The 14410-nt window shown below is 31.3% G+C and carries 4 protein-coding genes; all 4 read right to left on the bottom strand.

The features are described from left to right. Positions 1-85 precede the first annotated feature (85 nt). From AAGD45_RS06280 to AAGD45_RS06295, 4 genes are read right to left on the bottom strand one after another with little or no spacing between them, the layout of a single operon-like run. Positions 86-8560 carry a Ulp1 family isopeptidase gene (locus AAGD45_RS06280; protein ID WP_341761079.1) on the bottom strand — a complete coding sequence of 2825 codons (8475 nt, stop codon included), beginning with the start codon at positions 8558-8560 and terminating at the stop codon, positions 86-88. 49 nt (positions 8561-8609) lie between these two features. Continuing rightward, the gene (locus AAGD45_RS06285) at positions 8610-10889 is read right to left on the bottom strand and encodes a hypothetical protein (protein ID WP_341761080.1); all 2280 of its coding nucleotides are present in this window, start codon (positions 10887-10889) and stop codon (positions 8610-8612) included. A 20-nt stretch (positions 10890-10909) separates the two neighbouring features. Continuing rightward, entirely contained in the window at positions 10910-11407 is a 498-nt protein-coding gene (locus AAGD45_RS06290; protein WP_341761081.1) for a hypothetical protein, read from the bottom strand. Continuing rightward, positions 11394-14372: a hypothetical protein gene (locus AAGD45_RS06295; protein WP_341761082.1), complete on the bottom strand. Its 2979-nt coding sequence runs from the start codon at positions 14370-14372 to the stop codon at positions 11394-11396. The genes AAGD45_RS06290 and AAGD45_RS06295 overlap by 14 nt, the downstream gene beginning before the upstream one ends. Positions 14373-14410: the final 38 nt, after the last annotated feature.

Consider the following 14410-nt stretch of genomic DNA (forward strand, 5'->3'; position numbering starts at 1 on the left):
AATATAATGCAGATCGTAAAAATCTAAGATTGTGGGTAAAGCTAAGCCTTTACTAGACGGTTACGGATATTCATATGTATTAGATTTAGAGAGTTGACTCGAATTGATCCTCACATTCGCCGAGTAATATCTTTTGCTCATTATTCTCATTTACACTTAAATTCTCAACAATATTGTTATATGCTTTATGATATTTTTCTGAGCTTTTTTGAATAGTAAGATATATTTGTTTAGTTACAATGTTATATAATTCGGTTTTGAGAATATTTTTTAGAACTTCTTGTAAATTGCCATTTTCAATACTACCTTCTAAATTATTAAACACAGAATCAATTTTACGTGCAATACTAACAAATTGATCTAGTTCTGTAATGCCAGTATTAGGAACGGCTTGTAGCAGTTGAGTTAAACTATTAGCTGCAAGTCCTTTTTGCAAGTTGTTGCGTATATCATTAACCTGCTTGACAGTAGTAACAAACTGGTCTAATTCTGCAATGCTAGTATTAGGCACGGCTTGCAGCAGCTGAGTTAAACTACCAGCCGCAAGTCCTTCTTGCAAGTTGTTATGAATCTGTTTAATCTTCTGTGCTACATCAATAATATTATCCAGTTCCGGGATGCCTGTCATTTTCCCTATATCTTGCAGTGCTTCTAACATTTTTGTAGCACTACCGGATTCTCCAGCTTTGCGTACTCCGTTAATCTTCTGTGCTACATCAATAATATTGTCCAATTCCGGGATGCCTGTCATTTTCCCTATATCTTGCAATGCTTCCAATATTTTTGTAGCACTACCGGATTCTCCAGCTTTGCGTACTCCGTTAATCTTCTGTGCTACATCAATAATATTGTCCAATTCCGGGATGCCTGTCATTTTCCCTATATCTTGCAGTGCTTCCAATATTTTTGTAGCACTACCGGATTCTCCAGCTTTACGTACTCCGTTAATCTTCTGTACTACATCAATAATATTATCCAGTTCCGGGATGCCTGTCATTTTCCCTATATCTTGCAGTGCTTCTAACATTTTTGTAGCACTACCGGATTCTCCAGCTTTGCGTACTCCGTTAATCTTCTGTGCTACATCAATAATATTGTCCAATTCCGGGATGCCTGTCATTTTCCCTATATCTTGCAGTGCTTCCAATATTTTTGTAGCACTACCGGATTCTCCAGCTTTACGTACTCCGTTAATCTTCTGTACTACATCAATAATATTATCCAGTTCCGGGATGCCTGTCATTTTCCCTATATCTTGCAGTGCTTCTAACATTTTTGTAGCACTACCGGATTCTCCAGCTTTGCGTACTCCGTTAATCTTCTGTGCTACATCAATAATATTGTCCAATTCCGGGATGCCTGTCATTTTCCCTATATCTTGTAGTGCTTCTAACATTTTTGTAGCACTACCGGATTCTCCAGCTTTGCGTACTCCGTTAATCTTCTGTGCTACATCAATAATATTGTCCAATTCCGGGATGCCTGTCATTTTCCCTATATCTTGCAGTGCTTCTAACATTTTTGTAGCACTACCGGATTCTCCAGCTTTGCGTACTCCGTTAATCTTCTGTGCTACATCAATAATATTGTCCAATTCCGGGATGCCTGTCATTTTCCCTATATCTTGCAGTGCTTCCAATATTTTTGTAGCACTACCGGATTCTCCAGCTTTACGTACTCCGTTAATCTTCTGTACTACATCAATAATATTATCCAGTTCCGGGATGCCTGTCATTTTCCCTATATCTTGCAGTGCTTCTAACATTTTTGTAGCACTACCGGATTCTCCAGCTTTGCGTACTCCGTTAATCTTCTGTGCTACATCAATAATATTGTCCAATTCCGGGATGCCTGTCATTTTCCCTATATCTTGTAGTGCTTCTAACATTTTTGTAGCACTACCGGATTCTCCAGCTTTGCGTACTCCGTTAATCTTCTGTGCTACATCAATAATATTGTCCAATTCCAGGATGCCTGTCATTTTCCCTATATCTTGCAGTGCTTCTAACATTTTTGTAACACTACCGGATTCTCCAGCTTTGCGTACTCCGTTAATCTTCTGTGCTACATCAATAATATTGTCCAATTCCGGGATGTCTGTCATTTTCCCTATATCTTGTAGTGCTTCTAACATTTTTGTAGCACTACCGGATTCTCCAGCTTTGCGTACTTCGTTAATCTTCTGTGCTACATCAATAATATTGTCCAATTCCGGGATGCCTGTCATTTTCCCTATATCTTGTAGTGCTTCCAATATTTTTGTAGCACTACCGGATTCTCCAGCTTTACGTACTCCGTTAATCTTCTGTACTACATCAATAATATTGTCCAGTTCCGGGATGCCTGTCATTTTCCCTATATCTTGCAGTGCTTCTAACATTTTTGTAGCACTACCGGATTCTCCAGCTTTGCGTACTCCGTTAATCTTCTGTGCTACATCAATAATATTGTCCAATTCCGGGATGCCTATCATTTTCCCTATATCTTGCAATGCTTCCAATATTTTTGTAGCACTACCGGATTCTCCAGCTTTGCGTACTCCGTTAATCTTCTGTGCTACATCAATAATATTGTCCAATTCCAGGATGCCTGTCATTTTCCCTATATCTTGCAGTGCTTCTAATATTTTTGTAGCACTACCGGATTCTCCAGCTTTACGTACTCCGTTAATCTTCTGTGCTACATCAATAATATTGTCCAATTCCGGGATGCCTGTCATTTTCCCTATATCTTGCAGTGCTTCTAACATTTTTGTAGCACTACCGGATTTTATACCATTACGAAATCCATTAACTTTACTAGCTACGTTTACAATATCGTCTAATTCCTTAATCCCTGTATTAGGTATTGATTCCAATATTGCCGTTAAACTACCCGTTTCAAGACCTTTTTTTAAAGATATAGCAACTGAAATATATTTTTTTACGTCTTCTAATCCTAAACTTTCAAAATCTACCTTCTCAATAGTTTTATCAATTATTTGCTTTGACAAACCATCAAATAAGGATTTTGTTTTTTGTGTAGCCTCATTAACTTTTTCTAAAGTTTTTGTTAATTTAACTATAATTTCATCTACTTTATCAGCTAGTTTATTACATATTTTTCCAAAAGTTCCAGTAAAACTCCTTAAACTTTTAGACACTTTTTGGCATGCCGTTATACCACCATTAATTACACTAGGCATCTTTGCTATAGCACCTATACCCATAGTACCTAAAGTTATACCCACAGATATACCTTTCTGTTTAGCATATGATTCCCTAGCCTCTTTATCAAAACTTTCACACTTATCAGCAAATAAATCTATTAGGTTACTGATTATATCTGATATACCTTCTGAAACACATGTAGATGCTATTGGACACAAAGCAGGAGCTGCTGGGGGAAAAGCAGCTGCTGAAGTATACAAAGCAAGACCAGCTGCAATTTGTGCATCTGCAGCTATTACTTTTTCTAGTGGAATATCTCCTATTTCTTTTACTTTAAAAATATATTTCAATCCTATAGAAGAAAGTTCTAGTAATTCTGGTTTTTTTATTATACTTTTTAATTGTTCTTCTAATTCTTTAGCTTTCTTTACATTTTCTTCAGCCTCTTTCTTGGCTTCTTTATCCTCAATCTTATTTAAATCAGTATTCCCACCAAAATCAATAGTCTTCAAGTCAAGATTAATTATTGATTTAACAGCTATATATCCAGCAGCTTTTTTAGCACATTCCTCTATTGAAGTTTTGTTACCTTGAATATATAAGATATATGTTGTAAGAGCTGTTATTTTGGAATTTAAATGATTTATTAACAAAGAATTTTTAGGTTGCTCTTCCTTTTCTAAAACTTTAATAGATTCATCATTATTCTCTTGATATTTTATAAGGGAATCTATAACAACTACTAATTGATTTATAAAAATAGTTTTATTTTCTATTTCCTTAGATTTTGTATAATCAAAATTAAGTAAGGGGGAATATAAATTCCTAATGTTTTTACTATCTTCCTCAGATTCAATATTAAAATACTCTATATATTTATCTATATTATTTTCTATAGCTTTTTTATCTTTAATCCCAGCATTTAACAAGGGTTTAAGTAAATCTATAACCTTTTCTTGAAAATTATTTTCATTATCTTTTTGTTTTTGTACATCAGGGGGTAATAAATAAACAGTATTTAATATCAAGGAATATAACTCTTTATTTTTTTCTATCCCTTCTTTAGCTTTATCTAGGTTTCTTTTTGCCTCTGATATTACACACTCTCTAGTATTTTTATCTTTAAGATTTAAAAATGGTATAATAGATTCTACTGCCTTTTCCAGCACACTTTCAGCTGTTTTACCCAATGCAACTTCCGTAAAAGCTAAAAGATAGTAAGCTCCCGGAATCATCATTTCGTTATTTTCTAAACTTATAGCTTTTTGTAAAGCTTTTTTCGCAAGAGTAAACTCTCTTTGATTTATACAATAACCACCTATGTCTATTAAATAAAACGGATTCTCAATTACTTCTAAAGAACCATTTTCATCGTCTTTTTGCGTAAAATATCTTCTTATATTTGCTTGAAAACCCTCAAATTTCTTATTAATTTTCTCTATATCCCCTTTATCAAAAGTTTTTTTGTCATCTAAGTTTAAATCTTTTAACCAAAAACCCCAACGTTCTTCAATTGCTTTTATTACTATATAAAACCAATTAATTCCTTCATTATCTTTTTTTAAGTCTTTACACAACTGAGAAAATTTATTAAATAACTCATCAGCTATATTTATTGATTCTAATCTAAGGTCTATAATTTCAGAAACTCTTTGATTCTCAATTTCGTTCCTACATCCTTCGATCATTTCAATATAATGCTGCTCTGAACAATCCTTATTATTTTTCCTTAACCATTCATCCACATATTCCTTTAATTCCTTTATAAACTTATTTTCTTTTAAAATTAATTGACCTGTCCCTGGTTTTCCTTGCCGTGAAGTTCTGCCTAAAGCTTGTTCTTCAACTCTTTCATTTGGTGGCAAAAAAGTTAAACATAGGTGCATCCCATTATTAGCTTCTAATGTTGGAGAAATTTTTATATCTGTACCTCGTCCAGCTAAATTAGTTGCTACTAAAATATCTCCTACTTCCATTTTTTCTTCTGTTACATTTGATTGATCATCTTTCAAATAACATTTTAAATCCCCTTGCTTATCCTGTAATTTTTGATGCAAAGAAATTCTGTTATATATTAACTTTGCTTCTTCAATCGTTTCACATATAATAAGTACCGCTCTCTCCTTAGTTCTAGAAATAGCATCGCTTGTTATAGATTCAAGCCATTCATCTTCTGATTTTTTTAATATTGTTGGCTCTTTTGTAAAAATTTTCTTCTTAAAGGTTGGAATCTCTAAAAAATCAATTCCATTATAAGATTTACTGAGTAATTCTCTTTCTTTATCTCCACCTAAAGTACCAGTTAAACCAAAAATAGAGGGTTGTTCTTGAGCTTTTTCTCCTTGTGAATCAACAAAATGTTTAACATATCTTTTTACAAAACCTATATTAGAAATATAACTTGTATTACAACTTTCTGCTGTTAAACGAAGTCCATGTTTTAATTGTAAAAATTGCTGTAATCCATTTGACCAAATTGTTCCCTTTTGGATAGTGCCAGTATTACTAGCATCAACAGGGGCAATGATCAATTCCTCTCCATTTTTTTCTAGCGTATATTCTCTATCTACTTGATAGATAAATGCAGCCTTAAAAGCATTATCAACCCACTTATCTACCTGAGATGATGTATATTCTTTTAGGTTTGATTCATCTTCAGATTCCTTATTTTTATCCTCTGAGTCCTCTTTACTCTCAGGTGAATTCTTGCTTTCAAGTGCTATAGTACCTTTTGGTACACTTAAAACTTCTTTATTAAAACAATTATCTACTTGAAACGACAGATATTTTTTTAAATGTACTGGTAGTAAAATATCAAATTCCTTTTCACCCTTAACACCATTATCGTCGATAGAAGGTAATATTAATTTTCCATCATCAATCAAATTTTTAACTTTAGTTACAATCTGTTCTTTAAATGTCTTATAATTTTTTATTTGAGTTAAATCTTTCTGAATAAGTTGAGTTAAAAGCATTATATTTGGTGATAGTTTTTTTACCTCATACCATATATAAACTAAAAATGGTTCTAAATACTCCATTCCAGGGAGAGACCCAGATAATTTTGCTAAATGACCTCCATTATCAACTAGCATGCTATCTGCTTCATCTACTATTACTACATCAAAAGCCCTTTCTTTACCTTGTTTTCCTCTTGTTTCTAAATCTTGATGTTCATGTTTTAGTAGGTCAAACTGGAAATTACTAATACTTCCATATAAAATATCTGCCTCATAACATTCCTTAGATCCTCTAATATAGGTTAAATTCATCCCATTATGAGATACAGATAAACCGAATAATTTGTATAAACTTTCCTTTTCTGAAGCGTCCCTTTCTGCTAAAATCCCTGAGCTAGTTAAAACATCTACCTTCTTACCTTGAAGAGCTTTAATAATTGCAAGTACTGATACTATAGTTGATTTTCCCTCTCCTGTTTTTATTTGTTCAAGTCTTCCATTTTTCTCAGCATCAAAAAATGATAATACAGATATTATCTGTGTATCTCTCAAAGTATGACCATTACCACCTCGCTCAAAGGTATCTATATAATTAGCTCTATTAACTACAGCTATACATTCTTCTATTGATTTCGTTTTAATATCAGCTTCTTTCCATTTAAGAATGTCATCTTTTGAAAAATTTTCATATTTAGGTATTTCATTTTTTACTATTTTTAGCTTCGTTATTAGTACTTCAAGCTGTTTATGAAGTTTCTCATCTTTATTTAATTGTTTTAATTCTATCAATCTATCCTGATCTTCTACAACTGAAGAATCAGGTAACTCTTTTTTTATTATATCTCTTAATTTTTCACTATTTGGATGTGTACCATGTATACTAAGCTCTTCAGCATAATGATATGCTTCCTTGTAATTTTTTAATTCAAAACTTTTATGAGCTATAGTATATAAAACTTTTGATTTATAACCTTTTATCTCAGTATTCGATCTGTCTAATTTAATTAACTTATCAAGTTCTTTTAATATTTTTTCAGCTTCTTGTTTATAAGAGTCAAAGTCTTCATCAATCACTAAATCTTTTTCAACTTCTTCAAATTGAATTTGAACCTTTTTAAATAATTCTTGAGCCACTTTTTTACCTTGCTCAACTTGTTGAGTAATTATTGCATTGTGATTTTTCCTTACAAAATAAGCATCTTCTGCAGTGCAAAATTTAATACTCTGAAAATTATCAACTAAATGTTCTTTCCCATTCTCTTTGAGGGTTCTTGCTATGATCTTAAGGTTTTCAAGACACATAGGACCACAGTTATAACTATCTTTTTGATCCTTTATTTCACTGTAAATAAAATCTGTATCTGCTAAATCTATCCCTATTTCCTTAAATTCTCTTTTAAATTTCTCAGCGACATATTTGTGTGTATTACCAAGAGAATCCTTGAATAAAAATTTTACTCTTCCTTTGTAATTTAAAATACATATAGCTATCCAATGATTATTATTAACATTAAAAGAAATATATTTAGGAGAATCTATAAAAGGTTGATTGGTATTAGCCTCAATCTTTGAGTAATTATTGGATTGTAATTCTTTTTTGTGGTTATAATCTGACTCCTTACTTTCAAGCAACTCCTTTCTCTCAAATACTATAGTATCTTTTGGTATGCTTAAAACCTCTTGAACTCCAACATTTATAGTTTTTATAAAATCATTATCTATTAAACTATAAGTTAATCTTTCTATATATTGATAAGTTCCTACGTCACAATAAGGTGCTAGTATCTTTTTACCTATAATCCGCATGTGATTATCATTATACCACTCATCATCACTTATTTGCTTTGCTTTCTCCCCACATATTTGCCTTAATTGTGATTCATCATCAATGATTTTTTCTAAATTTCTTTTGAAAAAAATGTGATTTTGTGGAGGTAATAATGTTTCATAAAACTTATTTATTTGCTTTATACTATTTAAATCATTCTCTGAAATTTCTTCTTGAGATAATAAATTTTCTTTAAAACCTTTTTTTGCTAAGCATTTTATTATTTCAACAGCATCGGAATGTTTGAGGCTATCACTTGGTGAAGATTGAGATTTATTAGGGTCTAAAATTCCTTTAGTAATAATGCTTATGTTCTTAATACTTTCAATACTAACAAAATCTAAATCTCCTTTGCCATATTTAAAAAGCTCATTAAACTCTTGAACATTGTTATTGTTTTTATATTTCTCTTTTAACTCCTCTAATTCTATCTGTAATTTTTTTGATTTTTCTTTTATTTTTTCTAAATCGTCTTTTGATTTACTTTTTATGCCTTTAAGAGATTCTTTTAACTCACTAATACTATCGTTATTTTGAATAGCATTATAGTATCTCATAAATTCTACATCTTCCTTAGCTTTTACTAAAAATGAACTTATTGACTTTTTTGATTTTTCTTTCATGTAAACACCTGTAATATGTACAAATATTTAAAAGCAAAGTTATCAACTTTTACTCACCATACCATATATCAGCACTAGATCTACTTTCTACTCCAATGTCACCAGCAAGTACGCTTTCTTGAGCAACTGAATTACTCGCATATAACTCATCTAAAATATTACCTAACTGTGCATTACTATTTTCTAACTCAGCTTGTTTATCTTTTAGTGTTTTATTTTCCTTTACTAATTTTTGATAATTATTTTCTAGTTCTCCTGTTGCATTATTTTTGTCAAAAAATGTCGATGAGATGGTTAAACTAGATATTTTTGTTCCACCATATAATTTTGTCAAAATTTTCTGATTATCCTTATCAAAATCTAATTTATTCTTTAAACTAAGCAGTTCTTTTACTCTTAATGGATCTGCTTGCTCTGGTTGATACGTACTACCAAGTAGAGAAGCACCTTTAATACTCATTTCAAGAGTCTGATTTAGTGGTTCTTCTCTTTGCTCTAAGGATTGTTCATTATTGATCTTAATGATTAACTCTCTTATTTCTGTTTTTGCCTTAGGCATATTGAATAGAGCTAATCCATTCTCATCTTTTGCCTTACCTTTAATATCTTTAAACACCTGATGTTTATATTTATTTATAGACTCTTGAATTACATCAAACTTTTCTTTATTTGCTACTAATCCTTCCCTTATTGCTGCCAAATCAAATTCTGAATTAATTTCATCCATCTTTGCCATGCACTTTTCATGAATTTCATTTCTATGTTCTTCAGCTTTTTTGAAGTTTGTATCACATTCATCTCTTAACTGATTTACATTAGCACTTACTTCCTGTATCTGAGTATTCGTCTTATCGTAAATTTCATTTCTATGTTCTTCAGCTTTTTTGAAGTTTGTATCACATTCATCTCTTAACTGATTTACCTTAGCATTTACTTCCTGTATCTGAGTACTCGTCTTATCGTAAATTTCATTTCTATGTTCTTCAGCTTTTTTGAAGTTTGTATCACATTCATCTCTTAGCTGATTTACCTTAGCATTTACTTCCTGTATCTGAGTATTCGTCTTATCATAAATTCTTTCTCTATCTGCTTTTGCTTCGGCAAACCCCTTATCTAATCCATCTTTTATCTTTTTTTGTCCTTCATTTAGCTCATCTAAACGACCCTTATTTTCCTCATAGAATTTTTCCCTTTGAGCTTTCGCTTCCGAAAATCCTTTGTTAGCCTCTTCTCTTGATTCCTTAACCTCTTGATGAGTTTTGTTTAATAATTCTTGAGCTTCTTTGTGTTTTTCAATTCTATCTCTTGATGCCTCCTCAAATTTTGTTTTAGCATCAGCTCTTGAAGCTCGAACTTCTTCATTTAATTTATCTAATTTTTCTTGTTGTAATTTATAAATACTGTTTCTTTGTTCTTGTGCTTTTGCAAACTTCTCATCCGCATCCTTTCTTGACACTACTACTTCATCTTGAATTTTATTTAATTTATCTTCTGTTTTTTGATATAATTCTTGTCTCTCTGAGGATGCTTGTTCAAATCTTGTATTGATTTCTTCTCTTGATTTTAATAATTCTGCTTTCTGTTGTTCAAATCTTCCTTCTCTATCTCGCATTGCTTCTTCAAATTTTAAATCTTGAAATGCTTGTAGTCCTGTAAGGGATTGCTTTTGTTCTTCATGCTTTGCCCTCCTGTCTTCCATTGCCTCTTGAAAATTTTTTTCAGTTTCCTCTCCTAACCTTTGTACCCCATATTTAACTTCTTGCAATTTATTCTCTAAATCTTGCTGAATTTTTTCCCTATGATTACTTGCTTCCTCAAAATGCTTGTCTGCTTCTTCTTTGGCTTTCAATATATTTTTATCCAAACTTTCAGTTTTTTCCATTAGCTCTTGATGCTTTTTACCCATATCTTGTAATAATTCTCCAAACCTTATATCAAACTTATTGCTTGATTCTACAATCTGTTGATGATTTTTCTCTAATCCCACTTTTATTGCGTCAAAGTTCTTTTTATTTTCCTGTTCTAATTTTTCAAAATTACTCTTAGTTTCTTGTTGAAATTTACTAAGCATTTCTTGCGTAACATTAGCTTTTGCAATCATTGCATCAAACTTAGCCTTTCGATCTTCACTGGCCTTATTAAAATTTTCCATTATTTTTGTTTGGTTATCTGCCATTTTCTTTATAATAGTAGTATTCTTTTCTATTATTTGTTGATGATTTTTACTGTTTTGCTCAAAGATCTTTTTAAACTCTGATTCCATTTTTTTTCGCAATTCTTCAATCGCTTTTATTACTTCTTTATGATTATTATCTACGATTTTTTTCATTATTTTGTACCTTTTTCAATTTAACAATTAAACTCTAACTCTTCTTTTACAAACTGATATAATGTACTATTTACTCCTTTAGCTTTTTCCAATATTTCCTTATAAACCTTATTTTTATATTCTAATGCTTCTTCAAATTTTGCATTCAAAAAAGCTCTTTCTCTCTCTATATTATTGTTAACTTTATCTAATACATTTTGTGTTTCTAAATAAATTTCTTTATTTTCTAATAAGCTATCCTTAATTTTTTTATTTAAAATTTTCCTCTTTAGCATATTATTATTATCTAAATAGCTATTACTCTCACATATTAAATTTTCTAACTTTTTTTCTGCCTCAGCTCTTAAATGAAAAACCTTTTGCATCGTCTTTCTAATTTCTTCTTCTGTTTCCTCATAAACTTTAATCCTTTGCTTAGAAATAATTTCCAACGTATCATCTGCTATCTTCTTAATTAATAAAATTTCCTTCATTACTTTTTCTAATCCAAACCTATCTATATTATTAGGAACTCTCATGTAACAGCTCTCCCATTATTTTTGTTTGTATATTCTCTAAGTATGTATTTCCTTCATTTGCAGAAAATGATTTAAATATCTCTTGTATTTCTGTTTTAAGCTCTTCTCTATCTATTTCTGAAGTAGCAATTAACTTTTGCAACTCAGAGTTTTCTGACATCATGACTTCTATCATCTTCTTTAACTCTTTTGGTTTATTTTCTAGTAGATCATTTAATTCATTACGATGCTCCTCCGCTACTACTACCTGATTGAGGATGAAAGATAATATATCCGAAGAGTTGCTATTAATACTCTGCAAAGTTTTTTCAACATGTTTATCAAAATCTAATTTATTCTTTAAACCAAGCAACTCTTTGACTCTTAATGGATCAGCTATTTCTAGTTGATATGTACTACCAAGTAGTGAAGCACCTTTAATACTCATTTCGAGAGCTTGGTTCAGTAATTTTTCTGCTTGATCTAAGGATTCCACATTTTTGATTTTAACGATTAACTCTCTTATTTCTGTTTTTGCCTTAGACATGTTAAATAAAGCTAATCCGTTCTCATCTTTTGGCTTGCTCTTAATTTCTAAAATTTTTGGATGAGTATTCTTTTGTAACTGATCTTCAAGCGAGTCAAAGTTTTCCTTTCTTGATTGCAATAACTTTATACATGCATCTCTTTGCACAATAGTAGATTGCAATTCCTCTAGTTTTTTATTTACTTCTGCAAAAGTCTCATTTCTATGATCTTCTGCTTGCTTAAAGTTTGCATTAATCTCTTCTCTAGCTGTGTTTACCTTCTCATTAACTGACTTAAGCTCTGCTGAGGTCTTATTGTAAATCTCACTTCTATGTTCTTCTACTTGTTTGAAATTTGCATTAATCTCCTCTCTAGCTGTGTTTACCTTCTCATTAACTGACTTAAGCTCTGCTGAGGTCTTATTGTAAATCTCACTTCTATGTTCTTCTGCTTGCTTGAAGTTTGCATTAATCTGTTCTCTAGCTGTATTTACGTTCTCATTAACTTCTTGTATTTTAGCACTTGTCTCTTCATAAATTCTTTCTCTATCTGCTTTTGCTTCCGCAAAACCTTTATCTAATCTTTCTTTTATTTCTCTTTGTCCCTCATCTAACTTATCTAAGCAACCCTTGTTTTCTTCATAAAATTGTTCCCTTTGAGCTTTCGCTTCTAAAAATCCTTGTTCCACTTCGTTTCTTGCTTCTAAAACTTCTTCTAAAACTGCTGTTAATTTCTCTTCTCCTTCCTTGTATTGCTCTTGTCTTTCCTTTGCTGCTTTCTCAAAAGCTGCATCTGCTTCCTTTCTCTGTTCCAAAACATCATTTTCTATTGTTTGTAATTTCTTCTCCTGAGCTTCAGACTGCTCTTGTCTTTCCTTTGCTGCTTTCTCAAAAGCTGCATTTGCTTCCCTTCTCTGTTCCAAAACATCATTTTCTATTATTTGTAATTTCTTCTCCTGAGCTTCAGATTGCTCTTGTCTTTCCTTTGCTGCTTTCTCAAAAGCTGCATCTGCTTCCTTGCTAGCTTCTAAAATTTTACTCTCTATCTCTCTTGATTTTCTTTCTGAATCATTAACCGCCTTCACAAAGGATTCTTCACTTGCAATTTTTAGTTCTTTAATAATATTAACTTGATTAGAATTTTGTTCATGTCTCTGCTTAGATGCGAATTCACACTTTTCTATAAAATCCTGTCTATATTGTTTGATATCAATAATTAATTGTTCTGTAATCTTATGATTACTTTCGTAAATTTCTTGCCTATTATCTTTCGCTAATGCAAAGTTTTCTTCCATTCCTTTAGCATGTTCAGAATATTTTTCTATTAGGTTGTTAAATTGTGCTGTACTAATTTCGAATCTAGAATTTCTTGCTTCCTGAATATTGCTAAACTGCTCTTCCATTGCCTCTCTTGAAGCGGCAATTTCATTACACAATTCTTCCATTTTTTCTGCAATTCTTTCATTTAATTCAGTTATTTTGTCTTTCGTAGAATTAAATCTTTCTTGAAATTCTTTCTGTAACTCTTCTATAGAATCTTGCATGTCCCCTTCTCTTGTAATGAGTTCATCATACTTCTCTCTCATATCATTAAAAGCTTCTTGGAATTTTCCTATAATTTCTTCATTTTCATCAAGCTTAACAAAAATATCATTAAAACTATCCATTTTTGTTTGATGATCAGTTGTCATATCCTCACTTAACTTTTTAAAATTCTTCTCTAAATCAACTTTAACTTTATTTATTGATTCTAATTCTTCATTAAAATTATTAGTTATTATAGTTGTATATTCTTCTAATTTTTTTACATGATCTTCTTGTAATTTTTTAAACTGTGCTTTGTTTTTCCTAGAGAAAATATCTTTTAAATCTAATTTTTGTCCATCATCAAAAGTGATTTTCTCCGTAGATAGATTTTTTAATTCATTAATTGCTTTGTCTAAATCAAAACTTTCCACCTTTTTATCATCCAAAAGATTGGCTATTTCAGAAAGTTTTTCTTGAATTTTGCTTTTATTAAGTTGTTTGATTTTCTCCGCCTCATTCGTATTAATCATATGCAATGATTCTGTTATAAATATGACCTTTAATTCTCTTTTTCTCATGTCAAGAAGACCAATTGCTACTGCAGTAGCAGTTGCTACAATTAGAGGTATTGCTGCACCAAAACTCAAAGCAATTGCTACTGCACCAGCTGCTAAGCCAGCCGCTATAGCTCCTGCTATAGCTCCTGCCTTAGCAGCTGGTGTGGGTTCTTCTAACCACTCTAGGTTAAATACCCCATCTTCATCTGTTCCTTTTTTATGATCATAAACTCCATAATCCCAATTAATTCTAGACCTTATATCACTAGGATTTTCATAGTGTCTCCAATGAGCCTTGCCTTTATGATTAGAACCACCAGCCCCTTCAATACCAGCCCAAGCACTATTTTTTTTTGCAATTATTTCAAAAGTCATAATTTACCTCATATTGTTTTCTTTTTTGTAACAAATTG

The organism is Candidatus Tisiphia endosymbiont of Thecophora atra (assembly GCF_964026395.1).
Taxonomy (GTDB): Bacteria; Pseudomonadota; Alphaproteobacteria; order Rickettsiales; family Rickettsiaceae; genus Tisiphia.

What these genes read in the sequence shown, in the direction of transcription:
- AAGD45_RS06280 (WP_341761079.1), bottom strand. Translation starts at nt 8,560, where the DNA reads ATGAAAGAAAAATCAAAAAAGTCAATAAGTTCATTTTTAGTAAAAGCT.
- AAGD45_RS06285 (WP_341761080.1), bottom strand. Translation starts at nt 10,889, where the DNA reads ATGAAAAAAATCGTAGATAATAATCATAAAGAAGTAATAAAAGCGATT.
- AAGD45_RS06290 (WP_341761081.1), bottom strand. Translation starts at nt 11,407, where the DNA reads ATGAGAGTTCCTAATAATATAGATAGGTTTGGATTAGAAAAAGTAATG.
- AAGD45_RS06295 (WP_341761082.1), bottom strand. Translation starts at nt 14,372, where the DNA reads ATGACTTTTGAAATAATTGCAAAAAAAAATAGTGCTTGGGCTGGTATT.